Origin of the sequence: Curtobacterium sp. 9128 (assembly GCF_900086645.1) — a bacterium.
GTDB lineage: Bacteria > Actinomycetota > Actinomycetes > Actinomycetales > Microbacteriaceae > Curtobacterium.
This window is the reverse complement of sequence record NZ_LT576451.1, coordinates 3,061,425-3,085,761: the sequence shown is the minus strand read 5'-3', so window position 1 is coordinate 3,085,761 and position 24,337 is coordinate 3,061,425. Positions and strand designations below refer to the sequence as shown.

The 24,337-nt window shown below is 71.9% G+C and carries 22 protein-coding genes; 8 read left to right on the top strand and 14 right to left on the bottom strand.

Annotated elements, in window-relative coordinates:
- Nucleotides 1–172: 172 nt before the first annotated feature.
- Entirely contained in the window at nucleotides 173–427 is a 255-nt protein-coding gene (locus tag QK288_RS14665; protein ID WP_281265020.1) for an acyl-CoA carboxylase subunit epsilon, read from the bottom strand.
- Complete coding sequence (locus QK288_RS14660) at nucleotides 427–2,022, bottom strand: acyl-CoA carboxylase subunit beta (protein ID WP_281265019.1); 1,596 nt, start codon at nucleotides 2,020–2,022, stop codon at nucleotides 427–429. Before QK288_RS14660 ends, QK288_RS14665 begins: the two co-directional genes overlap by 1 nt.
- A 74-nt stretch (nucleotides 2,023–2,096) precedes the next feature.
- Between QK288_RS14660 and QK288_RS14655 the strand changes: the two genes are divergently transcribed.
- Genes QK288_RS14655 through QK288_RS14645 form a run of 3 tightly spaced genes read left to right on the top strand, consistent with a single transcriptional unit; the run spans nucleotide 2,097 to nucleotide 4,821 of the window.
- Nucleotides 2,097–2,927, top strand: a complete 831-nt coding sequence (locus QK288_RS14655) for a biotin--[acetyl-CoA-carboxylase] ligase (RefSeq protein WP_281265018.1) — start codon at nucleotides 2,097–2,099, stop codon at nucleotides 2,925–2,927.
- A gap of 4 nt (nucleotides 2,928–2,931) precedes the next feature.
- The gene (locus QK288_RS14650) at nucleotides 2,932–3,459 is read left to right on the top strand and encodes a PH domain-containing protein (protein ID WP_281265017.1); all 528 of its coding nucleotides are present in this window, start codon (nucleotides 2,932–2,934) and stop codon (nucleotides 3,457–3,459) included.
- 54 nt (nucleotides 3,460–3,513) lie between these two features.
- Nucleotides 3,514–4,821, top strand: a complete 1,308-nt coding sequence (locus QK288_RS14645; RefSeq protein WP_281265016.1) for a UDP-glucose/GDP-mannose dehydrogenase family protein — start codon at nucleotides 3,514–3,516, stop codon at nucleotides 4,819–4,821.
- 50 nt (nucleotides 4,822–4,871) lie between these two features.
- Here QK288_RS14645 and QK288_RS14640 read toward each other — a convergent pair whose 3' ends face one another.
- Nucleotides 4,872–5,405: a GtrA family protein gene (locus tag QK288_RS14640; protein WP_281265015.1), complete on the bottom strand. Its 534-nt coding sequence runs from the start codon at nucleotides 5,403–5,405 to the stop codon at nucleotides 4,872–4,874.
- Between the two features lie 103 nt (nucleotides 5,406–5,508).
- On the opposite strand from QK288_RS14640, the gene QK288_RS14635 reads away from it, so the two are divergent.
- The 3 genes from QK288_RS14635 (at nucleotide 5,509) to purE (ending at nucleotide 9,352) form a co-directional block, all read left to right on the top strand.
- The gene (locus QK288_RS14635) at nucleotides 5,509–6,672 is read left to right on the top strand and encodes a 5-(carboxyamino)imidazole ribonucleotide synthase (protein WP_348639024.1); all 1,164 of its coding nucleotides are present in this window, start codon (nucleotides 5,509–5,511) and stop codon (nucleotides 6,670–6,672) included.
- 120 nt (nucleotides 6,673–6,792) lie between these two features.
- On the top strand, nucleotides 6,793–8,772 hold the full coding sequence (locus QK288_RS14630; RefSeq protein ID WP_281265013.1) for a glycoside hydrolase family 6 protein: 1,980 nt from the start codon (nucleotides 6,793–6,795) through the stop codon (nucleotides 8,770–8,772).
- A gap of 70 nt (nucleotides 8,773–8,842) precedes the next feature.
- Nucleotides 8,843–9,352 carry a 5-(carboxyamino)imidazole ribonucleotide mutase gene (gene purE, locus QK288_RS14625; protein WP_281265012.1) on the top strand — a complete coding sequence of 170 codons (510 nt, stop codon included), beginning with the start codon at nucleotides 8,843–8,845 and terminating at the stop codon, nucleotides 9,350–9,352.
- 31 nt (nucleotides 9,353–9,383) lie between these two features.
- Here purE and QK288_RS14620 read toward each other — a convergent pair whose 3' ends face one another.
- The 4 genes from QK288_RS14620 to QK288_RS14605 all read right to left on the bottom strand — a co-directional run bounded on the left by QK288_RS14620 (nucleotide 9,384) and on the right by QK288_RS14605 (nucleotide 13,446).
- Nucleotides 9,384–10,313 (bottom strand): GH25 family lysozyme, encoded by a 930-nt coding sequence (locus QK288_RS14620; protein ID WP_281265011.1) that lies wholly within the window; start codon nucleotides 10,311–10,313, stop codon nucleotides 9,384–9,386.
- Between the two features lie 98 nt (nucleotides 10,314–10,411).
- On the bottom strand, nucleotides 10,412–11,065 hold the full coding sequence (locus tag QK288_RS14615; RefSeq protein ID WP_281265010.1) for a hypothetical protein: 654 nt from the start codon (nucleotides 11,063–11,065) through the stop codon (nucleotides 10,412–10,414).
- A 100-nt stretch (nucleotides 11,066–11,165) separates the two neighbouring features.
- Nucleotides 11,166–12,308 carry a glycosyltransferase family 1 protein gene (locus QK288_RS14610; RefSeq protein WP_281265009.1) on the bottom strand — a complete coding sequence of 381 codons (1,143 nt, stop codon included), beginning with the start codon at nucleotides 12,306–12,308 and terminating at the stop codon, nucleotides 11,166–11,168.
- 82 nt (nucleotides 12,309–12,390) lie between these two features.
- Entirely contained in the window at nucleotides 12,391–13,446 is a 1,056-nt protein-coding gene (locus tag QK288_RS14605) for a YbhN family protein (protein ID WP_281265008.1), read from the bottom strand.
- Between the two features lie 29 nt (nucleotides 13,447–13,475).
- Here QK288_RS14605 and QK288_RS14600 point away from each other — a divergent pair, with 29 nt between their 5' ends.
- Entirely contained in the window at nucleotides 13,476–14,657 is a 1,182-nt protein-coding gene (locus tag QK288_RS14600; protein WP_281265007.1) for a glycosyltransferase, read from the top strand.
- A 36-nt stretch (nucleotides 14,658–14,693) separates the two neighbouring features.
- Here the strand turns inward: QK288_RS14600 and QK288_RS14595 are convergent, their stop codons facing one another.
- Genes QK288_RS14595 through QK288_RS14565 form a run of 7 tightly spaced genes read right to left on the bottom strand, consistent with a single transcriptional unit; the run spans nucleotide 14,694 to nucleotide 23,063 of the window.
- Nucleotides 14,694–16,193, bottom strand: a complete 1,500-nt coding sequence (locus QK288_RS14595; protein WP_281265006.1) for a hypothetical protein — start codon at nucleotides 16,191–16,193, stop codon at nucleotides 14,694–14,696.
- Nucleotides 16,190–17,170 (bottom strand): NAD-dependent epimerase/dehydratase family protein, encoded by a 981-nt coding sequence (locus QK288_RS14590; RefSeq protein WP_281265005.1) that lies wholly within the window; start codon nucleotides 17,168–17,170, stop codon nucleotides 16,190–16,192. The genes QK288_RS14595 and QK288_RS14590 overlap by 4 nt, the downstream gene beginning before the upstream one ends.
- Entirely contained in the window at nucleotides 17,167–18,018 is an 852-nt protein-coding gene (rfbD, locus tag QK288_RS14585; RefSeq protein WP_281265004.1) for a dTDP-4-dehydrorhamnose reductase, read from the bottom strand. The genes QK288_RS14590 and rfbD overlap by 4 nt, the downstream gene beginning before the upstream one ends.
- Nucleotides 18,019–18,045: 27 nt before the next feature.
- Nucleotides 18,046–19,032 (bottom strand): dTDP-glucose 4,6-dehydratase, encoded by a 987-nt coding sequence (gene rfbB / locus QK288_RS14580; protein ID WP_281265003.1) that lies wholly within the window; start codon nucleotides 19,030–19,032, stop codon nucleotides 18,046–18,048.
- Nucleotides 19,029–20,576 carry a hypothetical protein gene (locus QK288_RS14575; RefSeq protein WP_281265002.1) on the bottom strand — a complete coding sequence of 516 codons (1,548 nt, stop codon included), beginning with the start codon at nucleotides 20,574–20,576 and terminating at the stop codon, nucleotides 19,029–19,031. Before QK288_RS14575 ends, rfbB begins: the two co-directional genes overlap by 4 nt.
- On the bottom strand, nucleotides 20,573–22,129 hold the full coding sequence (locus QK288_RS14570; protein ID WP_281265001.1) for a glycosyltransferase family 39 protein: 1,557 nt from the start codon (nucleotides 22,127–22,129) through the stop codon (nucleotides 20,573–20,575). The genes QK288_RS14575 and QK288_RS14570 overlap by 4 nt, the downstream gene beginning before the upstream one ends.
- Entirely contained in the window at nucleotides 22,122–23,063 is a 942-nt protein-coding gene (locus QK288_RS14565; RefSeq protein ID WP_281265000.1) for a glycosyltransferase family 2 protein, read from the bottom strand. The genes QK288_RS14570 and QK288_RS14565 overlap by 8 nt, the downstream gene beginning before the upstream one ends.
- 172 nt (nucleotides 23,064–23,235) lie before the next feature.
- Here QK288_RS14565 and QK288_RS14560 point away from each other — a divergent pair, with 172 nt between their 5' ends.
- Nucleotides 23,236–24,333, top strand: coding sequence for a hypothetical protein (locus QK288_RS14560; RefSeq protein WP_281264999.1), 1,098 nt, complete (start codon nucleotides 23,236–23,238; stop codon nucleotides 24,331–24,333).
- Nucleotides 24,334–24,337 lie beyond the last annotated feature (4 nt).

Here is a 24,337-nt window from a genome sequence, read left to right as displayed (position 1 = left end):
AACTATGCCCGGAAGTACGCATCGTGTCAGTCATCATTATGGGGGACAAACACGCCCTTTCCGGTCCCCCTCGAGCGACACGTGTCCCCCGCACGAGGGGAGACCGACCGGGAAGTGCACCCTGCAACGCGCATACCGTCCGGTATCCCAGGGGTACATCCCAGCTCGGTCGTCAGCGCAGCGAACGGGCCCAGGCACCCGGACCGTGAGGCAGCGGGCCGCGGAGCCCACGAGCGGAGGTCTCCCAGCCGACACGCGGCGACACCTCGATCTGCGCACGGCCAGCGGCCGCCGCTTCGTCGGCCTGGTGCTGCAGGACGGCGATGACCGCCGCGAGCTCCTCGGGCGTCGGCTCGCCGGAGACGACGTGGACGTCCGCGACCGGAGTCGGTTCGTCCGCGGGGACGGCTGCTGCGTGGCGCGCCATCAGAGGGGAATGTTCCCGTGCTTCTTCGGCGGCAGTGATGCCCGCTTGCCGCGCAGCGCCCGCAGCGCCTTGATGACCGAGACGCGCGTGGCATGCGGCTGGATGATGCCGTCGAGCTCCCCGCGCTCGGCGGCGAGGTACGGCGACGCCACGTTGTACGTGTACTCGTTGGCCAGGCGGGAGCGTACGGCTGCGACGTCCTCGCCCGCCTCTTCCGCGCGCTTGATCTCGCTCCGGTAGAGGATGTTCACGGCACCCTGACCGCCCATCACGGCGATCTCGGCGGTCGGCCACGCCAGGTTGATGTCGGCACCGAGCTGCTTCGAGCCCATCACGATGTACGCGCCGCCGTAGGCCTTGCGCGTGATGACGGTGACGAGCGGGACGGTGGCCTCGGCGTACGCGTAGAGGAGCTTCGCGCCGCGTCGGATGACGCCGGTCCACTCCTGGTCGGTGCCTGGCAGGTACCCGGGGACGTCGACGAGCGTCAGGATCGGGATCCCGAACGCGTCGCAGAACCGCACGAAGCGCGCCGCCTTCTCGCCGGCGTCGATGTTCAGCGTGCCGGCCATGGCCTGCGGCTGGTTCGCGATGATGCCGACGGTGCGTCCCTCGACCCGGCCGAAGCCGATGAGGATGTTCGGTGCGAAGAGCGGCTGCACCTCGAGGAAGTCGGCGTCGTCGACGATGTGCTCGATGATCTGCGTGACGTCGTACGGCTGGTTCGCGGAGTCCGGGATGACGACGTCGAGTTCGCGGTCGGCGTCGGTCGTCTCGAGCTCGGGGGCCAGGTCGTAGGCGGGTGCGTCGGACAGGTTGTTGTCCGGCAGGAACCCGATGAGCGAGCGCGCGTAGTCGAGCGCGTCGTTCTCGTCGTCGGCGAGGTAGTGCGCGACACCGGAGACCGCGTTGTGGGTCTGTGCGCCGCCGAGCTCCTCGAAGCCGACGTCCTCGCCGGTGACGGTCTTGATGACGTCGGGGCCGGTGACGAACATGTGGCTGGTCTTGTCGACCATGATCACGAAGTCGGTGAGTGCGGGGGAGTACACCGCGCCGCCGGCCGCCGGGCCCATGACGATCGAGATCTGGGGGATGACGCCGGACGCCTGCGTGTTGAGGCGGAAGATCTCGCCGTACTTGCCGAGCGCGACGACGCCTTCCTGGATGCGGGCGCCGCCGGAGTCGAGGATCCCGATGATCGGCACGCCGGTCTTCAGTGCGTGCTCCATGACCTTGACGATCTTCTCGCCGGCGACCTCGCCGAGGGAGCCGCCGAAGACGGTGAAGTCCTGCGCGTAGACCGCGACCTGTCGTCCGTGGATCGTGCCGAGTCCGGTGACGACCGCGTCGCCGTACGGCCGCTTCGACTCCATGCCGAAGGCGTGCGTGCGGTGCCGGACGAACTCGTCGAGCTCGACGAACGAGTTCTCGTCGAGGAGCAGCTCGATGCGCTCGCGCGCCGTCATCTTGCCCTTGGCGTGCTGCTTCGCGATGGCTGCTTCGCCCGCAGCGGTCACGGCCTCGTGGTACCGCTCGCGGAGGTCGGCCAGCCGGCCTGCCGTCGTCGAGAGATCGGGGGTGTCTCCTGAAGTCACCCGCTCACCCTACCGGCGGCGGGGCGGGCGTCGGTTGGAGGACCTCCACGGTTCCTGCCCGTAGATTTGCGTGCATGTCCACACCGGTCCTCCCGCTCTCGCGCGCCGCACTCGACCGGGCGGGTGCCGTCCTCGACGTCCGCGACACGACCGGTTCGACCAACGCGGACCTGCTCGCTGCTGCGTCCGACCTGCCGGACGGCAGCGCGATCGTGACGCTGGACCAGACCGCCGGCCGCGGACGCCTCGACCGTTCGTGGTCGGCACCGGTCGGGGAGACCCTCGCGGCGAGCGTGCTCGTCCGTGCCGCGCTGTCCGACCGTGACCGCGGCTGGCTGCCCCTGGTGGCCGGCGCAGCGATGCGGGACGCGGTGATCGCGGCCCTGGAGCCGGATGCGCAGGACGGGACCGGCGAGGCGGGGTCAGGACGGTCCTCCAGGACGACCGTGAAGTGGCCGAACGACGTGCTCGTGGACGGCAGGAAGCTCTGCGGCATCCTCTGCCAGGTCGCCGCCGACGGCTCCGTCGTCGTCGGCGCCGGCGTCAACCTGACCATCCCGGCCGACCGGCTCCCGACCCCGACGTCCACCTCGCTCGCCGTGGCGGGCGCGACCGGCGAGGCGGTCGACCTGGCGGATGCGGTCCTGTCCGCCTTCTGGTCGGGCGTCCGGGAGGCCGTGGTCGCCCTGGTCGCCGGCGGCGTGGCTGCCGAGGCGGTGCGGTCGCACGTCCGCGCGGGCTGCGGCACGATCGGCGCGCGGGTGCGCCTCGAGCTGCCGGACGGCAGCACCGAGGAAGCCGACGCGACCGGCATCGACGACGACGGCCGGATCACGATCCGGGATCGAGACGGCGCGGAGAGGGGCGTCGCCGTGGGTGACGTCACCCACCTGCGGTATGCATGACGGCATGACCGCCGAGCCACCGCCCGAACGCGTCGTGGCCCGGCTCCGGCCCCACGCGCGTCGTCTGGTGCGTCCGGCGGTGTTCGTCGTCCTGGTCGCGGTCGCCGGCGGTTTCGGGTTCGGGGTCTTCCAGGCGCAGCTCGCGTGGATCAACGCCGTGGTCGCCGGACTCGTGCTCGTGCTGGTGCTGTTCGGCGGCGTCGTGCCGCTGGTGCGGTGGATGACCGAGCGGTACGTGGTCACCACGAGGCGACTCGTCGTCGTGCACGGCTTCGGCACCAGGACCCGGCAGGAGCTCCTGCACTCGCGTGGGTACGACGTGACCGTCCGGCGGCGTGGGCTGCAGGGGCTGTTCCGGTCCGGAGACGTCCTCGTGTTCCCCGGCGACGACCCCGCCGTGGTGCTCGCCGACGTGCCGCACGCCGACCTCGTGGTCGCGGTGTTGCACGACATGGTCGAGGCGTACGAGGCCCGCCGTCGGCACCGCGAGCCGGACTGGGACGAGATCGTGCGGGGCCCTGACCGCTCCTGAGGCGTCGTCATCGCTCTCGGCGGAAGTTCGCGCGGGGTCCGGTACCGTCGTCCCGTGCGTATCTCTGTCATCGGCTGCGGGTACCTCGGTGCCGTGCACGCCGCATCCATGGCCAAACTCGGACACGAGGTCGTCGCGGTCGACGTCGACCCGGTGAAGATCGAGCGGCTCGCCGCGGGCGACGCCCCCTTCTTCGAACCGGGACTCCCCGAGATCCTCGCCGAGGCGATCGCCTCCGGCCGCATCCGCTTCACGACGGACTACGCCGAGGTCGCCGGGTCCCGCGTGCACTTCCTCGCCGTCGGGACCCCCCAGGGGCCGACCGGCGCTGCGGACATGACCTACATCGACTCCGCGATCGCGTCGCTGACGCCCCACGTCGCCGCCGGGGAGTTCGTCGTCGGCAAGTCGACCGTGCCCGTCGGGACCGCTGCGCGGCTCGCCGCCGGCCTGCAGGACGCGGTGCCCGGCGCGACGCTCGTGTGGAACCCGGAGTTCCTCCGCGAGGGATTCGCCGTGCAGGACACCATCTCGCCCGACCGGCTGGTCTACGGCGTGCCGTCCGGCCCCGCGGGATCGTCGGCGGTCGAGGCCCTCGACGAGGTGTACGCGACGACCCTGGCCGAGGGGACCCCGCGTCTCGTCGTGAACCTGCCGACGGCCGAGCTCGTCAAGGTCAGCGCGAACGCGTTCCTGGCGACGAAGATCTCCTTCATCAACGCGATGGCCGAGATCGCCGAGGTCGCCGAGGCGGACGTGACGGCGCTCGCCGACGCGATCGGGCACGACGACCGGATCGGCCGCAAGTTCCTGAACGCCGGACTCGGGTTCGGCGGCGGCTGCCTGCCGAAGGACATCCGCGCGTTCCAGGCCCGTGCGACCGAACTCGGGGTGGGGGAGTCGCTCGACTTCCTGGCCGACGTCGACGCGATCAACCTGCGTCGCCGCGCCCACGTCGTGACGCTCGCTTCGGAGCTGCTGGGCGGCGCGGTCGCCGGCAAGCGGGTCGCGGTGCTCGGGCTCGCGTTCAAGCCGAACTCCGACGACGTCCGCGACTCCCCGGCGCTCGACATCGCCGCGCGCCTGCTCGAGCTCGGCGCCACCGTGTCCGCGTACGACCCCGAGGCGAACCACACCGCGGCGCGCATCCACCCGTCGCTGTCCTACGTCGACAGTGCGTCCGCCGCGCTGCAGGACGTGGACCTCGTGCTCGTGCTCACCGAGTGGAACGAGTTCCGCACGCTCGACCCGGCAGCGGTGGTCGCGCAGGTGGCGAGCCCCGTCGTGATCGACGGACGGAACTGCCTCGACCGGGACGCCTGGACCGCGGCGGGCTTCACCTACCGCGGGATGGGGCGCTAGTCAGCGCTGCTCGCTGCTCGCTGCTCCCTGTTCGCTGCTCGCGCTTGGCGTCAGCGTGCGACCTGTTCGTCCGTGACGGCGTCGGTACCGATGGTGCCGGCGCCGTTCTTGGTGGTGCCGGTTGCGCCGGTGCCGTCCGCGACCGGACGGACGGCGGTCTGGCGGTCGGGGTGGTACACCCAGACGCGGTAGAGCCAGAAGCGGAACGCGGTCCCGAGCAGGAGCCCGATGACGTTGCCGGAGATGTTGTCGGCGAGCGCGGACGTGAACCCGAACACGTAGTGCGAGAGCCCCAGGCAGCCGAGCGAGATCACCATGCCGCCGAGCGAGACGACCACGAACTCGAAGCCCTCTCGTGCAGCGACGGCTCGGCGCTGGTCGCGGAACGTCCAGTAGCGGTTGCCCATCCAGTTCACGAAGATCGCGACGACCGTCGAGATGACCTTCGCGATGAACGGGCCGGCGTGGACGTCCTCCGGCGCGAGCACCGTCGCGCGCAGCACGTTGAAGATGACCGTGTCGACGACGAAGCCCACGGCCCCGACGACGCCGAACCGGGCCAGCTGCGCAATGAGTCGCCGCACGTGTTCTCCAGTGTCCGTAGAGTTGTCGCTGACCGCTCCGGCGGTCCCGGCCGGTGAACACCCGGCCGAACAGCGATTGTAGACAGCGCGCACTCACCGTGCGGTGAGAGCGGCGGAAGGAACACACAGCATGGCGTTGCGGGTCGGTGTGATCGGCGGAGGACAGCTCGCCAGGATGATGGTCCCGGCGGCCGTCGAACTCGGCATCGACATCCGCGTGCTCGCGGAGGGGCCCGGGATGTCGGCGGCCATCGCCGCGACCGCCGAGGGCGACTACCACGACGCCGAGACGGTGCTCGCCTTCGCCCGCGACGTCGACGTGGTCACCTTCGACCACGAGCACGTGCCGCAGAGCGTCCTCCGGGCACTCGTCGATGCCGGTGTGGCCGTCCGACCAGGGCCGGAGCCCCTCGCGGTCGCGCAGGACAAGATCACGATGCGGACCCGCCTGACCGAGCTCGGGCTCCCGGTGCCCGACTGGGCAGCGGTGCACGACCCCGATGAGCTCCGTGCCTTCATCGACGAGCACGGCGGTCGTGCGGTCGTGAAGACCCCGCGCGGCGGCTACGACGGCAAGGGCGTCCGGGTCGTGTCCGACCCCGCCGAGGTCGAGGACTGGTTCATCGCCGTCGCCGAGGCCGGTGGCGGGCAGGCGCTCCTCGTCGAGGAGCTCGTCTCGTTCACCCGGGAGCTCGCGCAGTCGGTGGCACGTCGCCCGTCCGGCGAGATCGTCGCGTGGCCCCTCGTCGAGACGGTGCAGCGCGACGGCGTGTGCGCCGAGGTGCTCGCGCCGGCCCCGGACAGCGCCGGCCGGATCGCCGACCTGGCGGAGTCGATCGCCGTGCGGGTCGCGGAGGAACTCGGGGTGACGGGAGTCCTCGCCGTCGAGCTGTTCCAGACCGACGACGAGCGGATCCTGATCAACGAGCTCGCGATGCGGCCGCACAACACCGGGCACTGGACGATCGACGGCGCGACCACGAGTCAGTTCGAACAGCACCTGCGTGCCGTCCTCGACCTGCCGCTGGGCGCCACCGGGATGAACGCCCCCGTCGCGGTCATGATCAACGTCCTCGGTGGTCCGTCGGACGGCGACCTCGCCGGACGCTACCCCGCCGCGCTCGGGGCGTTCCCCGAGGCGAAGTACCACTTCTACGGCAAGGCACCCCGGCCCGGCCGGAAGATCGGGCACGTCACGGTCACCGGCGAGGACCCGGACGACGTCGTGTACCGGGCACGGTCGGCAGCGTCGCACTTCGACGACTGACGAGCGTCCGGTGCGGGTGCCACCCGTCGTGGTGGCACCCGTTCTGGCGGCTGGTTGCACGAGGCAACGCGTGGTGCCATGGATCGGTCAGGGGACGACCGACCAGCCAGGGGATCGCGCATGCGCACCAGTACCGCCCTCACCGTCTGCATCGCGCTCGCCGGGGTGCTCGGTGGTGTGATCGCGCCCGTCGCGCCGATCGGGGCCGACCGCGCGACCGCCGCGACGACGGCGACCGACCTGCGCTCGCGGACGGCGGCGCAGCTGTACGGCAACGGGCAGTACAACTCGCCGACGAGCGAGGCCGCGAAGAACGCCGCGGCCCTCGCCTCGAGCGACCCGGCGGGCGCTGCGGCCGCATCGACGATCGCGAAGTACCCGGTCGCCACGTGGCTCGGTGAGTGGTCGACCGGCACCGGCCTGACGAAGACCCTCCAGAGCGCGACGGCGGGCGCCGCGGCGAACGGCACCACGGCGGTCTTCGTCACCTACGCGATCCCGGAGCGTGACTGCGGCGGCTACTCGGCAGGCGGGTTCGACGAAGCCGGGTACGACGCATGGGTGGACCAGATCGTCGCGGGGCTCGCCGGGAAGCGTGCTGCGGTCATCGTGGAGCCGGACTCCCTCGCCATGCTGAGCGACAGCAGGTGCACACCGGCGCTCGACCAGCAGCGGTACCGGATCCTCTCGAGGGAGGTCGCCGCGCTCACCGCCGCCGGCATCCCCGCGTACCTCGACGCCGGCAACTCGAACTGGGTGCAGCCCGCGACGATCGCCGCCCGGCTCGACGCCGCCGGCGTGCGGCAGGCCCGCGGGTTCTTCACGAACGTCGCGAACTACTACCCGACCGCACAGGAGCAGTCGTACGCGCAGAAGGTCTCCGCGCTCACCGGCGGCTCGCACTACGTGATCGACACCTCCCGGAACGGTCGTGGATGGCGGGGGACGTGGTGCAACGGCCCCGGCGCCGGACTCGGGACCTCGCCGCGGGTGGCGACGGACGGGACGGCCCTCGACGCGCTGCTCTGGGTGAAGACCCCCGGTGCGAGCGACGGGACCTGCAACGGGGGCCCGGCCGCGGGCAAGTGGTACTCGGCGTACGCGCAGCAGCTGGTCGCCAACGCCTCGCTCGGCGCCCCGGCCGCAGTGACGTCGCCGCAGGGCACGGTGGACGCAGCAGCGGGTGGGGCGGGCACCGTCCGGGTCCGCGGGTGGACGTTCGACGCGGACGACCCGGAGTCCCCGGTCACGGTACGGGTGTCCGTGGACGGCACGGTCGTCGGCACCGCACTCGCCGACACGACCCGTCCTGACGTCGACCGGGCAGCAGGGGTCGGGGCGGACCACGGCTTCGACATGACGGTCGCAGCCGGCTCCGGCACGAGGAACGTCTGCGTGACGGCGGTCAACGTCGGCGCCGGGGCCGATCGACAGCTCGGCTGCGTCGCGGTGACCGTGTACGGACACGACCCGGTGGTGCAGCTCGAACGGGTCGGTGTCGCTCGTGCGGGCATCGTGGTGACCGGGTGGGCCGTCGACCCCGACGAGGCCGCGTCCCCGGTCAGGATCGCGGTGACCGTCGACGGGCGGGGTGTGGCGGCCGCGACGGCGAACCTGCAGCGCGCGGACCTCGGTGCCGTGCCGGACGGGGCTGGGACGGGGCACGGCTGGGACCTCACCGTGCCAGGGGGGTCCGGCAAGCACAGCGTGTGCGTCGTCGCGCGGAACCGTGGCGTCGGCTCCGACACGACGTCGGCGTGCCGAACGGTCACCGTCGCGGCGAGTGCACCCTTCGGCACGTTCGGATCCGCCTCGTCACCGTCCACGCGGCGCGTCGACGTGTCCGGCTGGGTGTTCGACCGCGATGCCGTCAACACCGCTGTGAGCGTCGTGGTCACCGTCGACGGCAACACCACCGGACGCCTCACGGCGAACCGGGCACGCGCCGACGTCGACACGACGTACCGTGCCGGGCCGGCGCACGGCTACGGCGGACGGGTGGTGAGCCCGTCAGGGACGCACCGGATCTGCGTCCGGGCGGTCGGCCTCGGCAGCGGCGGCGACGCGGACCTCGGGTGCCGGACCGTCGCCGTCCGCTGACCGGCCGCCGTCGCGGTCCGATGACCAGTACCGCCACCGTCCGCTGACCGGCCGCCGGTAGGCTCGACCTGTGACCGACACCGCCCAGCCCGCACCGCTCGTCTCGATCATCATGGGGTCCGACTCGGACTGGCCCACGATGCGTGCGGCAGCCGACATCCTGACCGAGCTGGGCATCCCGTTCGAAGCGGACGTCGTCTCGGCGCACCGCACCCCGGACAAGATGATGCGCTTCGGCCGCTCGGCGGCGGGACGTGGCATCCGGGCGGTGATCGCCGGGGCCGGTGGCGCAGCACACCTCCCCGGGATGGTCGCATCGGTGACGACCCTGCCGGTCATCGGCGTCCCCGTGCAGCTCGCGCGGCTCGACGGCATCGACTCCCTGCTGTCGATCGTCCAGATGCCGGCGGGCATCCCGGTCGCCACGATGGCGATCAACGGAGCCGCCAACGCCGGACTCTTCGCCGCCCGGATCATCGGGGCATCCGACCCGGGCGTCGCGGCCAGGCTCGCCGAGTACGCGGCCGGGCTCGAGGACGTCGTCGAGCGGAAGGCGCAGGCCCTCCGCGACGCACTCTGAGCCCGGCCGCCGGTCGCCGGTCGAACGCTCGTCAGTCGGTGCGGCTGGCGAACACGCGGAGCGACGAGACGGAGTGCACGGTCACGTCCTGGTCACCCGGGAACGTGCCGGTCGACGCCCACTGCCAGAAGGTCCACCGTCCCCAGCTCGCGCCGACGGTGCCGGGCGTGGTGAAGTCGTTGACCGGGTAGAGGGCGACGAACAGCGGGTTGCCCGGGAACTTCGCGGAGTTGCCGGTGCAGCGCTTCCACCAGTCGGTCGTCGTGTAGATCGCCGGCCAACGGTGGACCTTGTCGTACACGGCCGTCGAGTACTCCAGGATCCAGTTGACCATCGCCGTCTGGCTCAGCCCGTAGCAGGTGCCCTGCGCGGCGCTGCCGTACTCGATGTCGAGGAGCGGAGGCAGGGTCTTGCCGTCGTTGCTCCACCCGCCGCCGTGCGAGAAGAAGTACGCGGCCGTCGCGGTGCCGCTCGCCTGGGACGGTTGTGCGTACGCGTACCCCCCGCGGATCACGCCCGCGTTCTTCGAGGCGTTGTACTGCCGTGGGTAGTACGGACTCGTGTAGCTGACGCCCTCGGACACCTTGATGTAGGCGAAGCGGGCACCCTTCGCGTACGCGCTGCGGAAGTCGACGTCGTGCTGCCACGCGCTGACGTCCATGCCCTGCACCCGTCCAGGCGGCGGGCCGCCGGTCGCGGCCTGCGTGGTCGCCTGGGCCCGGGCACCGGCAGCCGACCCCGCCGAGGCGGCGTGCGCCGCGATGCTCGCACCCATGGCGTGGTTGCCGGTCTGGTCCATCGTGGCGATCGACGGGTCCTCGGCCGTCGACGTGCTGCTGGTCGCGGTCGGTGTGGGATCCACACCGGTCACGGCGGCGGCCGGCCCGCTCGCCAGGGCGGTCACCGCCCCCACCCCGAGGATCGTCCCCACGGCGATCGTGCGCCATCTCGTCGTTCGCATCCGGTCTCGTCCTCCCTGTCGACAGTGACCGTGGCGGACCCACCTCGGTCACGTTCGGGAGAGCATACGCGCCGTGCGCAGACGGCGCGTGCCGTCGCTCAGGAGGCCGTGGTCGCCCCCGTCGTGCCGTCGACCGTCACCGTCGTGGTCGCGCCGGACACGGTCAGCGTCGCCGTCCACACCGGTGCGGCCCCGGTCCCGCCGAGGACGAGCGACGAGAGCTTCGCCCCAGCGGTGGACTTCTCGGCGTCGGCGGCGGCCGCCGCGGCGTCGACCTTCAGCGCCGCCGCACGCGCGACGTCGTCGGCCATCGTCTGGCTGTCCGATGCCTTCGGGAACGGTCCGGAGGTCACCCGTGCGAGCGTCGCGGACACGACCGACTGCGTCCGGGCACCGCTGGCATCGGCGACGACCACGGTCCAGTTGTCGCCGGCTCCGGTGAGCGAGACGACCGTGCCGCCACCGGCTGCCGCGAGCCCCTGCTTCGTCACGGTCGCCCAGTCGACCGAGGTCGGGTTGTCGACGCCGCTGCCGTTGCCCGTGCCGGGACCGGTGCCGTCGTCGGCGGAACCGGTCTGGTCGTCGGTCGGGGTCGCGCTCGGGGAGGTCGACGCGCTCCGTGATGCCGATGGCGACGCCGATCCGCTGGGCGCCGCGTCGTCCCCGGTCGAGCAGGCCGCGAGCACGGCGGTCATGCCGATGCCGATGACGAGGGAAGCGGTGAGGACCGTGATGCGGTTGCGGCGTGCCATGAGCCGATGATGGCAGGTGCTCGCGCCGACGGAGCTGGACGACACGGTGGCCGGAGGCGATCGATGCGGAGCCGTGATTCGGCGCCGGATGCCCGTCGCCTCAGAGGTCGGCGTGCAGCTGCCAGGTCTCGAGCGCCGAGTCGCGCCAGTCGAACATCCGGGCACGGTCCGGCCCCGCGATCGCGAGCTGCGAGCGGAGGAGCGGGTCGTTCACGACCTGGAACACGGCCTGCGCCAGACGCTCCGGGTAGCGATCGCTCGGGGAGCGCTCGACGCACACGCCGGCGTCCGAGGCGACTTCGCGGACGGCCGGGTCGTCGGAGTGCACGACGGGCGTCCCCAGGCTCATGGCCTCGATCACGGGGAGGCCGAACCCCTCGGCGAGGCTCGGGAACACGAACACCGTCGCGCGGTCGTAGACCACGGCGAGGTCGGCGTCGTCCACACGGCCGAGCACCTTCACGCGGTCGGGCGCGAGTCCGGCACGCTCGGCGGTGCCGACGACGTCCACGTCGCCCCAGCCGTCGGGGCCGGAGATGACGAGCGGGACGTCCTGCGGAGCATCCGGGTGGGCCATCGCCTCGATCAGGGCGGTGAGGCCCTTCCGTGGCTCGAGGGTGCCGACCGCGAGCACGTAGCGCTCCGGGAGGCCGAGTCGTTCGGCGCGGAGGTCCGCGTCCACGGGCACCCGGAGGCGACCGCTCGGAGCGCCGCCGATGACCCGGAGCCGTTCGTCGAAGCGGTGGATCTCGTTGAGCGCCGAGGCGACCGCGTGCGTGGGGACCACCACGGCGTCGGCGTACTTGTACGCGCGCTTCACCATGGCCTTGTGGAAGTGCACGCCGCGCGGCGTGAGGGTCTCCGGGTGCGTCCACGGCACGGTGTCGTGCACCGTGACGACCGTCTGACGACCGGGCTCCTGCGTGCGATCGTGCTTCACGAGGGGCGCGAGGACACTCGGTGCGTGCACCATGCCCTGCGAGGCCCCGCGCGCCATGCCGCCCTGCCAGGCGAGCGCGAGCTCACGACGGGGGAGTGCCAGCCGGTCCATCCCGGACAGCCCGGGGAGGAGCATGGTGAGGTGCTCGATCTCTGCCGGCGATGCCGCGGAGACCACGGCTTCGACGTCGCATCCGCTCGGGGCGGTGGCGATCAGCTGCCGGGTGAGTTCCTCCGCGTAGCGACCGATGCCGCCGGGGACCGGTGCGATCACCTGGTCCACGATCACGCGGAGTGTGGTCATCTGGTGCGCCTCCTGCTGGCCGTCGGTCGGAACGGCTCGGCCGTCGATCGGAGCGGTCCGGCCGCTCCGATGGCAGACACTATCAGTGGCCGCCGGGAGGAACCGGGCCGCCCACCTGGGCACCGGGAACGGCTGCCCGCCGACGGTGGCGCACCGCCAGCGCGGCACCGAAGCCGGCGAGCACGACGTCCCCGACGGTCATGAACGCACGGCTGATCACCGCGAGCGCGAGTGCAGCGGACGGGCTGGCGACCGAGCCGAGGAGCAGGACGAGCACCGCTTCCCGAGGACCGACACCGGCTGGTGCGATGACGACCAGGAACCCGACCAGCCACGCGACCGCGTAGGCACCGGTGGCCACCGGGAACAGCGTCGGGTCGTCGGCTCCGAACACCCGGAGCACGAAGGAGGCCTGGACGCCGTACGCGATCCACATCACGACGGACCACACCATCGACATCGTCGTGCCCGACCACGTGAGCGAGATCTCCTGCGGCGGCCGCCGGAGCAGCCGGAACGCGAGTGCGATGAGCCGTCCGAGCACCGGCGGGGTGAGCGCCACGAGCCCGATCACGACGACGATGGCGAGCCACCAGAAGTGTGCGAGGCCGTCCGTGGCGGAGAAGAGGAGGGCGACGATGCCGACGAGCGCCGCGGTCACCATGCTGACGAGCATCGACGCGAGCGACGCGACGGCGCTGCCGGTCCTGGCGAGTCCGTGGGCGCGACCGAGCTCCGCCTGCGCGGCGATCGACCAGACGCCACCGGGGATGTACTTGCCGAGCTGTCCGACGAAGAAGATCGACGACGACGGGGCGAGGCGCACCCGGTGCCCCGTCGCTGCCATCATGGAGCGCCACGACAGCATGTTCGCGACGAGTGCCGCGAGCGTGAACACGATGCCGAGGGTGATCGTGGAGGCGTCGAGGCGTGCGAAGTCGCGGGCGATGTCGTCCCACTGCTTGACGACGCCCCACACGAGCAGCCCGACGGCGACGACGGCCGCCACCCACTTCACGACGGTCAGGACGCGCTCTCGACGGCCCCGTCTGGCGGGTGGGTCCGGAACGGGCCCCGCCGTCGTGTCGAGGGGTTCCGGGGAGGTCGGGGTCGACCCCGTAGGCTGTCGTGCGTCCATCGACCGACAACTCTAAGCGAGTGCGCTGCATGCAACCCGACCCCGCTGCCCGACCGACACTGCTCGTCGCCGCGTCGACGTTCCCGGCCGAACCGGGCGACGGGACGCCGGGGTTCGTCCTCGACCTCGCGACGGCGCTGTCCGACGAGTACCGGATCGTGGTCGTCGCACCGATGACGAAGGGCGCACGGAAGCACCAGCGGATCGGCGACGTCGAGGTCCGGCGGTACACCTACTTCCCGAGCCGCTGGCAGGACCTCGCCGACGGCGCGATCGTCGACAACCTGCGTGCGAAGCGCGCTCGCTGGGTGCAGGTGCCGTTCTTCTTCGGTGCGATGGCGACCGCGCTCGGTCGTGAGCGCCGGCGGTCGCGGCCCGACGTCGCCCTCCTGCACTGGATCATCCCCCAGGGGGCCGTCGGCCGGCTCGTGCTCGGCGACCTGCCGCGGGTGGTGACCACGCTGGGTGGCGACCTCTACGCCCTGCGCAACCCGGTCCTCCAGGCCGTCAAGCGTGCCGTCATCCGGAACGCTTCCTCCGTGACCTGCATGAGCACGGACATGGCGAGCGAACTCGGCAAGCTCGGCGCACGACCCGACCAGGTCCACGTCGTCCCGATGGGCGTCGACCTGGCGCCGATCACCGCGGCGGTCGCCCGCGAGTCCCGCGTGCCCGGTCGGGTGCTGTTCGTCGGCCGACTCGTCGAGAAGAAGGGTGCCGTGGTCCTGCTCGACGCGCTCGACCGCATGGCGGAGCGCCCGGCCGAGGTCGTCGTCGTCGGGGACGGACCGCTCCGCGGGGCGCTCGAGCGTCGTGCGGGCGACGGCGTCACGTTCCTCGGCGCCCGGGGCAAGGACGACCTGGCCTCTGAGTACGCGCGTGCGTCGATCGCGCTCTACCCGTCGGTCCCCGCGGCGAACGGCGACCGCGACGGTCTGCCCGTCGCGCTGCTCGAGGCGATGTCCGCCGGCTGCGCGATCGTCGCATCGGCCGTCCCCGGCATCGTCGACGTGATCCGGGACGGCGAGAACGGGCTCCTGGTGCCACCAGGGGATGCCGCCGCACTCGCCGCCGCCGTGGATCGACTGCTCGCCGATCCGGACCTCGCAGAGCGCCTCGGACGCGCAGCAGCGGTGACCGCGGCCGCGCACACCGTCGACGCCGTCGCGGACCGGTACCGCGGCTTGCTCACCGCGGCGCTGCGCGGCTGACCGTTCGGCGCTCCCGGACCGGGCCCGCAGCGCGGGTCAGCGTTCGACGTCGACCGGTTCTGCGGTCTCGCGGGGCTCCGTCACGGCGGCAGGTCGGGCGCGCCGTGCGTCGAGGAAGGCACCGACCGCGCACCCGACCGCCGCGACCACCGAGATCGCGAACATGAGCTGGACGACGCGGGCGGCGTGGGGCACGATGCCGGCGACGTGGAGGCCGACCAGCGACAGGTACGGCACGAACGACACGGCGATCCACACGGTGACGAGGATCCCGGACGCGCGACGCCACCCCGTCAGTCCAGCCGCCATCGCGATCGTGATGACCGGCAGGATCGTCAGGGCGTACCGCGTGTTCGGCGCACCGCCGCCGTGCACGTAGTCGATCTCGGTCACGCTGAGCAGTGCCGACACGGCCACGAACATCAGGACGATGAGCAGCGTCGACAGACGGTCGCGGCGCTGTGCGGTGACGCCGGCGCGGGCGTCGAGGCCGGCGGGTGTGCTCCGGCGGCGTCGGACCAGGAGGGTGACGCCGACCACGACCGCGAGGGCCATCGGGAGGATCATCAGCACCCACTGGATCGGGTCGGACTGGGGCAGCACGCCTCGGTAGATGCCGTACAGGTCGGTCCAGAACTTGCCGTCGAACGCGACCTCCGGGATGGGGCGCTCGACACGGCCCATGTTCTGGATGCCCCAGTCGGCGTGCCGGCCGCTGAAGTTGCCGGCCGTGCGCTTGTTGTGCAGGTAGAACCACCCGGAGGCTGCGACCGCGGCGACGACCGGTGCGGCACCGGCGACGATCCGCGCCCAGATCCCGGACAGGCCCCAGAACCGCACGCGGCGGGCGAGGACGACGGCGACGACGATCGCGACGAGCCAGAGCGCGAACGACAACCGGGTGGTCATCCCGGCCGCGCCGACCAGGGCGGCGCCGACGAACAGGCCGGGACCGACGCCGGAGCGCAGCGCGGCACCGGCGATGCCGCACGCGAGCACGCAGAACAGCACGAACAGGACGTCGTTGTAGATCGAGCCGCCCTGCTGGATGAGCATGCCCGCGAGGGCGGTGACGATCGCGACGCCGCCGGGGAGCCGACGCGCGGTGGGGAAGCACCGCCACGCAGCCCACGCCGAGGCCACGACCACGGCACCGGCCATCAGCGCACTGATCAGCCGTCCGGCGATGACGGCCATCAGGGGGTGTCCGCCGTCGAACAGCGGTCCGACGACCGGCGCGAGGACGAGGTAGTACAGCGGCGGGTGCTGCGACACCCACTGCACCGGCGTCGTGGCGCCGAACGGGGCGTGGTAGGTGATCCCGTTCTCGAACACCGGCAGGTGCAGGTGCCAGACGGTGATCACGTAGTCGAGGTGCGCCGGCTCGTCGCCGCCGTTCAGCGGCGGGTAGGTGAAGGCGCGGGCCGTGGACGCGGCGAGGACGAAGACCAGCGCACAGAGCACGGTGAACCCGGCCCATGGGTGCGCCGCGGTCCATGCGACGAGCCGTTCGCGGCGGGTTCCGGTGCGGGTCATCCTCGTCGTTCTCCTCGTTCGTCCTGCGGGTGTGTCGTCGAACTCGCCGCCGATCGGATCGCGTCGACGGTGCGCGCCACCCCGTCCGCGAAGGGCAGGAGCTGCCGGTCGTCGACGCTCGGGAGCACTGTCGACCGGAAGCGGAGGTCGGTGCCTTGGAAGGACGCCGACGGGTCCTGCCCGGCGATCACGTCGAGCGACGAGCCGAACGCCTGCTCGACGGCCGTGATCACCTCGGCGATGGACCGGCCCTCCTGCGAGGCGAAGATCTTGGTCCGCGCCGATCCGACCGGGTCGGCGGCGACCGCGTCCAGCGCATCCACGATCATCGCGGCGGCGTCGTCGATGTACAGGTAGTCGCGCGTGGTCTCGAACGGCACGTAGATCGACGACGGGCGACCCTCGACGTGCGCGAGCGCGAGCTGCGACACCAGACCCTGCGGCTTCGCCAGGTTGGCACCCGGGCCGTAGAGGTTCGCGATCCGGCCGACGAGCGCGCGGGTGCCGGTTGCCGCCGCCCAGCTGTGGAACTGCGCTTCGGCCGCCAGCCGGCTCGAGCCGTACGGTGCGAGCGGGCGGGGATCGGTGGACTCGTCGAACGGGACCCCGGTCGACCCGGCGTAGGTGGCACCCGCGGACGACGCGAAGAACACGATGCCGGGGGTGCTCGCCGCGGCGGCCCCGTCGGGGGCGGTCGCAGCGGGGTCGAGCACGCGGGCCAGCAACGCGGCCTCGATGGCGAAGGCGTCCGCTCCGGTCGCCACGAAGCCCGTCCCGGCGCACCAGACCAGCCGCCAGGGGCCGTCGCCTGCACGGAGCGCACGGACGGCGTCGACCAGGACCGCTGCTGCTGCGTCCTGGTCGCCCCAAGGCACGCGGGGCACGAGCACCCGGTCGCCGGCGCCCTCGAGCGCGGCGACGACCGCACGGCCGAGGAACCCGCCGCCCCCGACGACGAGCGAAGTGGTGACCGTCACGCGGCGAGGACCCCGTCCGCGGCCGCGGCGTGGAGTGCCTCGCGCCAGTCGCGCATCGGCGGGATGCCGGCGCGCGACCAGGCGTCGTGCCCGAGCACCGAGTACGCGGGGCGTGGGGCCGGGCGGACGAACGCGGCGCTGTCCGTCGGGAGGACCCGTGCAGGGTCGAGGCCGGCCTCGGTGAAGATCGCCTTGGTGAAGTCGAACCAGGACCCCTGGCCGCCGTTGGTGCCGTGGTAGATCCCGGCCGGCGCGTCGGCGTCGAGCATCGCCACGATCTGCCGGGCGAGGTCGCCGGTCCAGGTGGGCTGCCCGATCTGGTCGGTGACGACGCTCACGGTGTCGTGGGACGCGGACAGTCGGATCATCGTCTTCGCGAAGTTCGGACCGTGCGCACCGTAGAGCCACGCGGCCCGGACGATGTACGACGAGTCCGGCGCGATCGCGAGGACGGCTGCCTCACCGGCCGCCTTCGTCCGGCCGTACGCACCGATCGGGTCGGTGGGCTCGTCCTCGGCGTAGGGGGACGTGCCGTTGCCGTCGAAGACGTAATCCGTCGAGACCTGCACGAGCTTCGCGCCGGCCGCGACCGCAGCCGTCGCGAGAACGGCTGGGCCCTGCGCGTTCACGGCGTGGGCGTCGTCCTCGTGCGACTCGGCGTCGTCGACCTTCGTGTACGCGGCCGCGTTGATGACCACGTCGTGCCCGGCCACCGCTGCGGTGACGGCTGCCTGGTCGGTGATGTCGAGGTCGGCTCGGGACAGTGCGGTCACGTCACGCCCGGCCAGGGCCTGCTGGAGGTCCTGACCGAGCATGCCGGCAGCGCCGGTGATGAGGTAGCGGGTCATGCGTGCGTCCGTCGTTCCTGGCCGTGCTCAGGCGAGCGCGGCGCGCTCCTTGAGGGGCTCCCACCACGAACGGTTGTCGCGGTACCACTGGACGACGTCGGCGAGGCCCTGGGCGAAGGGGACCTGCGGCTCGTAGCCGAGCTCCGCCTGGATCTTCGAGATGTCGACCGAGTAGCGGAGGTCGTGGCCGAGCCGGTCGGCGACGCGATCGACGTACGACCAGTCCTTGCCGGTCGCCTCGAGGAGGAGCTCGGTGAGCTCCTTGTTCGTGAGCTCCGTGCCGCCACCGATGTTGTAGATCTCACCGGCGCGACCGCGGGTCAGGACCATCGCGATGCCGCGGGTGTGGTCGTCGACGTGCAGCCAGTCGCGGATGTTGTTGCCCTCGCCGTAGAGCGGCACGTGCACGTCGTCGATGAGGTTCGTGACGAAGAGCGGGATGACCTTCTCGGGGAAGTGGTACGGCCCGTAGTTGTTCGAGCAGCGCGTGATCGAGAGGTTGAGTCCGTGCGTGCGGTGGTAGCTGCGGGCGAGGAGGTCGCTGCCGGCCTTCGACGCCGAGTACGGCGAGTTCGGCTCGAGCGGGCGCTCCTCGTCCCACGAGCCCTCGCTGATCGACCCGTACACCTCGTCGGTGGAGACGTGCACGAAGCGCTCGGTGCCGTGCCGGAGCGCGGCGTCGAGCAGACGCTGGGTGCCGACGACGTTGGTCTCGACGAAGATGCCGGAGTCGCGGACCGAGCGGTCGACGTGGGACTCGGCGGCGAAGTGCACGATCGCGTCCACGGTCGGCACGACCTCGTCGAGCTTCGCGGCGTCGCGGATGTCGCCCTGCACGAAGCTGTACCGGGGGGAGTCGGCGACGGGAGCGAGGTTCGCCAGGTTCCCCGAGTAGGTCAGTGCGTCGTAGACGACGACCTCGGCGCCCTCGAGGCCCGGGTAGGCGTCCTGGAGGGTCCGGCGGACGAAGTTCGAGCCGATGAAGCCGGCTCCTCCGGTGACGAGGATCTTCACGGATTGTTCCTTTGTGTCGGTTCGACGGTCGGCGGAGAGTCTAGCGGGAGCGGCGGCGGCGTACTCCTGGCGGCCACGACCACCACGAGCGCGACCACGGCTGCGACCGATGCCGCGCCGAGGAGCGCGGCCACTGCGGCCACGACCTGCCACCCGAGCGGGGTCGACTCGGCGAGGGCGGCGATCCCGGCACCGGTCAGCCCGAAACGTCCGGCCTGGTACGCGCCGGAGAAGCCGATGAGGAGCCCGTATGCCGCGATGAGGAGCGCTCCGACCCCGCCGACGAGCGCCGTGGTGCGACGGGCTCGGGTGCTCGGGAGGAGCGACGCGGCGGCGGCGACGAACCCCGCGACCAGGGCGGGGACGGCGACGAGCAGGAAGCGGCCGCTCGACGTGGCGATCTGGTTGTCGGCGAGGGCGTTGCGCCACTCGTAGCCGAGCACGGCCGCGACGACGAGCGCCGGCCACAGCAGCACACCCCACGTCGGACGCAGGGCACGGTCGGCGCGGACGGCCGCCCAGAAGAGCACGCCGAGGCCGACCACGGTGAGTCCGGCGACGAGCGGTGGCGTGAATCCGAACGCGTCGTCGCCGAGTCCGCCCCAGAACGTGGCCGTGCCGCCGTTCCACTGCCCGTTGAGGAAGTCGCCGGGGTTCATCCCGGTCGGGGATGCCGGGGGGATCGGGTCCGGCTGCGGGGCGGCGTCCGGGACCCATCCGGTCCGGAGGCTCCGCCAGAACACGGCTCCGACGATCGCCGCCGGGACGATGACGACCACGACGTCGATCGCGCGGCGGACGAGGGTCTCGGACCACCGCAGGTCGTGGCGGGCGACGAGCACGATCGTGAGCGCGAAGACCACGAGCAGCAGCCCCATCGCGTTGATCGTCGCGCCGCACGCCGCCGCCACGGCGAGTCCGACGGACGTCCACCACGACCGGTCGCCGGTGAGGACGCGTGCCGCGAGCCAGGTCACGATCGCTGCGATGAGGACGAGCGGTGCCCAGAGCGTGACCGATGCGCCGAACTGCGCGGCCTTCGGGACGGCGAAGAGCAGCAGGGGTGCGACGACGGCGACACGCGGCGATCCGACGAGTCGACGGACGGTCCCGGCGACGAGCAGCGGGAGCGGTGCGAGCAGGACGACGTCGACCAGGCGGATCAGCAGGACGGCGTGGTCCCAGCGGAGCGACTCCCAGTGTGCGATCCGCAGGACGGCGCCCGCGGCGAGGAAGTACGTCTGGGGATGCTGCGACAACGGGTTGACGATCGTCGTCTCGCCCGGGTGCGCCGCGAGCACGGCGGCGACCGTGGACCGATCGGCGGGGTTCTCGAACAGCCATCGTGTCGAGGCCAGCGCGTGCATCTGCCCCGGGGCGGGCCAGCCGGCCCCGAGCGCGGTCCGGAAGGCCGCGTCGACGCCGTCGACCTCGCCGTGCGTGCCGAACGCCGGGGTGACGAGGGCCCAGAGCGTCAGCAACGCGATCCACGCGATGGTCGTGAGTGCGAGGAGCAGGACGGTCGGACGGGTGAAGCGCCTCACGCTGTGCCTTCCGTCGACGGGACCACGGACCGGGTCGCGCGCACCACGAGCACCACGGCGACAACGCCACCCACCAGGAGCGCCACCAGGACGACCACCAGTGCGGCGAGCGGCACCGGACCGTTCGCGGCGTAGTCGTCGATACCGCCGGTGGTCACGAGGAACGACCGTCCCTCCCAACCGGCACGCCACTGCAGCCAGACACCGTAGACGGCGATCGCGATCGCGACGATGCCGATGCCGGCGGCGAGTCGGCGACGACCGGCCTCGGTGCGGGGGAGCCGTCGCCAGGCGAGCGCGCTGAGGGCGATGAGTGCGACCAGGGCGGGGAAGTAGTACCGCCCCTGGGTGCCGGCGATCTCGGTCGACCGGAGGTACGCCGACCAGGTGGTCTGCGTCTGCAGCAGCAGGATCACGACGGGCAGGACCGCGAGGGTGATCGCCGGCACGAGCGTGCGTCCCCGACGGAACGCGAACACCGCGATGACGACGATCCCGAGCACGGTGCCGACGACCGACAGGTACGGGGTCACGGCGTTCGAGGCGCCGACCCCCGAGCTGCCCCAGAACGTCCGGACGATCGTGTCCCAGGTGACCTGGACGAACTGCGCGAGATCAGGTCCCTGTCCGTCCGGGAACGACTGTGCCTTGCGTGCGACGAACCCGTCCGGCTGCACGGTGCCGTAGGCGAGCAGGTTGTGCAGCCACCACCACGAGCCGACGGCCGCGGTGACCGCGCCGACGACGACGGTCCGCGGGAGGGCGCGTGGCCAGCCCCACCAGCGCACCGCCGGCAACAGGACGGCGACGAGGACGAAGGGCACCGCCGGCAGGCCGGTGCCCTTGAACCAGACCAGGGCGCCGGTGAGCAGCGCGAGGAGGACCGCGACCAGGAGCCGTCGGTCACCCGTGAGCACCCGGACCGCCACGAGCGTGACCAGTCCGGAGAACAGGAGGACGGGGGCGTCGTTCGTCACGGCCGATCCGACCACCGCGACCTGCGGGACCGCCAGCACGGCGGCTGCACCGACGACCCCGGCGCGCCCGGACCGGGTGAGCCGTCGGACGGTGGCCCAGGCGATCACCGGGAGCGGGGCGACGAACGCGACGTCGAGCAGGCGCAGCGCCAGCACGCCGTCGGACCAGTGCAGGTCCTCGAAGCCGATGAGGTGGAGGAACCCGGCACCGATCAGGTAGTAGGTCGGCGGGTGCTGCGTCATCTGGTCGGTGATGCGCTCGTAGTACCCGGGGTGACCGGCGAGCAGCTCGCCCCACGTGGCCGTCGCGGCGGACGCCGACGACACCGAGGCGTGCACGGCGTCGAGGACGTGCATCGTCCCCGGGGCCGCCCAGGCGTGCCCGGTCGCGAGCTGCAGTACCGCGTCGACGTGTGCCATCTCGTCGGCGGCGTCGTACGGGCGGGTGATGACGGCGAACGCGCAGAGCACGAGCACGAAGAGGGCGGTGACGACCGTGACGGTGATGCCCTCGGACCGGGTCGGACGGGGCGCGCCGAGCCCGCGTTCGTCCGCCACGGTGCCGCGGTCAGTCACCGTACCGTGCGAGCTTCTGCAGGTCGAGCTGCTCTTCCGCGAGGGTCCGGTTCAGCCTGGTGAGGTCGGCGACGACACCGATCACGATCGCGAGGACCGCGGTGATGAGCAGCACCACACCGAGGATGATCGACTGGAGGTGGTTCCCGCCGGTGTGCATCGCGAGCAGCACCAGGTAGCGCACCAGCGGCCACGCGCCGAGTCCGCCGAGGACGAGCGCCACCCAGAGGAACAGCGCCATCGGCCGGTACATCAGGTAGACACGGGCGATCGCCGAGCCCGATTGGAACATGTGCTGCCAGATGTTCTTGAAGAGGCGCGATTCCCGGGTCTTGGCGTTCGTCGTGATCGGGATGCTTGCGATCGCCAGGCGCTTGTACCCGGCCTGGACGATCGTCTCCATGCAGTAGCTGAAGCGCGTGACGATGTTCAGCCGGATGAGCGAGTACTTCGAGTACGCGCGGAACCCGCTCGCGGCGTCGGGGAGGTCGAGCCCGGCTGCGCGGCTCGCGACCCACGAACCGAATCGCTGCATCAGCTTCTTGAAGCCGGAGAAGTGCTCGATCGTCCGCGTCTGCCGGTCGCCGATCACGATCTCCGCCTCGCGTCGGAGGATCGGCTGGACGAGGTCGGCGATCTGGGACTGCGGGTACTGGTTGTCGCCGTCGGTGTTCACGACGATGTCCGCACCGTGCAGCAGTGCGTAGTCGACCCCGTCGCGGAACGACCGGGCGAGCCCCATGTTCGTCGTGTGCCGCACGAAGTGCCGGACGCCGTGCGCCTTCGCGACCTCGACGGTGCGGTCGGTCGAGCCGTCGTCGATGACGAGGATCTCGATCTCGTCGACCCCGGGGATCGACGTGGGGATGGTCTCGAGCACCGAGGGGAGCGTCTGCTCCTCGTTGAGGCAAGGGATCTGCACGAACAGTTTCACGGGGGAGTGGGTCCTGTGGGGTCGTCGGCCGGCGGGTTCCGGCCCGGAAGTCGCCGGACATTCTATGCGGATGCACTGATCGTGCGGGCGCACAGACGACTCAGTCTATGCAGACCGGAGCCGAGCCGTGGGCGCGCGCCTGGCTGGACGCTCGCCGTGCCACGATGGTCGGATGGCACCCTTCCGGTCGTCCGTCGCCCGATTCCTCCGCCGTCCAGGCTCCGCACCGGCACCCGGTGCCACCGTGTCCACACCGCCGCCGCTGGTGGGGTTCGTCGTGCACGGTGCAGGCGGCGTGCACCCCGCATCCGCGCACATTCGCGTCACCGGTCGGATGTCGGCCCTGGCCGCGACGGGTGCCGCGATCGTCGCGCAGGTCGACCCGGTGCGGTGGGCGGACGGCTCCGACACGGCGCACATCGACGTGCTGCTGGTCCAGCGTGACGCCTTCCCCCTGGCCTCCGTGGACGCCGCGCTCGAGCGGGCAGCCCGGGAGGGCACCCGGATCGTGGCCGAGATCGACGACGACTTCTTCAGCGACGACGCCCGGGCGCGGCTCGCCCGTGCCGAGTACGCGCCCGATCGGCTCGAGTCCGTCCAGCGGATCGTCCGAGCGGCGGACGTCGTGGTCACGTCGACCGAGCCCCTCGGCGCGGTGCTCCGTGCCGAGGGGCTCGACGTCGTGGTCGTCCCGAACGCGGTGCAGCCGGGCATGTGGGGCGACGGGCCGGTGCGTCCCGACCCGGACGGTCCCAGGCGGGTCCTGTACATGGGCTCCGCGACGCACGGGGGCGACCTGGACCTGCTCCGGCCGGTGTTCGACGGGTTCGCCGACGCCACGGGCCGGCCGGTGCGCCTCGAGGTGATCGGCGTGACCGACGTCGACGACCAGTGGTTCGACCGCCTGCCGCTGCCGGAGGGCGGGACCCACTACCCGGAGTTCGTGGCGTTCCTGCGCGCGAACGCCTCGCGGTGGTCGGCCGGTGTCGCGCCGCTCACCGCCGATCCGTTCAACGACGCCAAGAGCGACCTGAAGTTCCTGGAGTACGCGATGCTGGGCCTGCCGTTCGTCGGGTCGGATCGTCCCTCCTACGCCGGGGTGGACGCCCACGGCGGGCTCCTCGCCGGGGACGGCGTCGACCCGTGGCGACGCGCCCTGCTCACGGCGTTCGCGGAGTCGGACGCCCGGGTCGCGCTGGCACAGGAGTACGTCAGGGCCGAGCGGTCGATCGGTGCCGAGACGGCGTGGCGAGCGGCCCTCGGCGTCTGACGAG

Excerpts from the sequence above, each read along its gene's own strand:
- QK288_RS14630 (WP_281265013.1), top strand. The coding sequence starts at position 6,793 with ATGCGCACCAGTACCGCCCTCACCGTCTGCATCGCGCTCGCCGGGGTG.
- QK288_RS14610 (WP_281265009.1), bottom strand. The coding sequence starts at position 12,308 with ATGACCACACTCCGCGTGATCGTGGACCAGGTGATCGCACCGGTCCCC.
- QK288_RS14615 (WP_281265010.1), bottom strand. The coding sequence starts at position 11,065 with ATGGCACGCCGCAACCGCATCACGGTCCTCACCGCTTCCCTCGTCATC.
- QK288_RS14665 (WP_281265020.1), bottom strand. The coding sequence starts at position 427 with ATGGCGCGCCACGCAGCAGCCGTCCCCGCGGACGAACCGACTCCGGTC.
- QK288_RS14650 (WP_281265017.1), top strand. The coding sequence starts at position 2,932 with ATGACCGCCGAGCCACCGCCCGAACGCGTCGTGGCCCGGCTCCGGCCC.
- QK288_RS14595 (WP_281265006.1), bottom strand. The coding sequence starts at position 16,193 with ATGACCCGCACCGGAACCCGCCGCGAACGGCTCGTCGCATGGACCGCG.
- rfbD (WP_281265004.1), bottom strand. The coding sequence starts at position 18,018 with ATGACCCGCTACCTCATCACCGGCGCTGCCGGCATGCTCGGTCAGGAC.
- QK288_RS14605 (WP_281265008.1), bottom strand. The coding sequence starts at position 13,446 with ATGGACGCACGACAGCCTACGGGGTCGACCCCGACCTCCCCGGAACCC.
- QK288_RS14560 (WP_281264999.1), top strand. The coding sequence starts at position 23,236 with ATGGCACCCTTCCGGTCGTCCGTCGCCCGATTCCTCCGCCGTCCAGGC.
- QK288_RS14655 (WP_281265018.1), top strand. The coding sequence starts at position 2,097 with ATGTCCACACCGGTCCTCCCGCTCTCGCGCGCCGCACTCGACCGGGCG.
- QK288_RS14620 (WP_281265011.1), bottom strand. The coding sequence starts at position 10,313 with ATGCGAACGACGAGATGGCGCACGATCGCCGTGGGGACGATCCTCGGG.
- QK288_RS14600 (WP_281265007.1), top strand. The coding sequence starts at position 13,476 with ATGCAACCCGACCCCGCTGCCCGACCGACACTGCTCGTCGCCGCGTCG.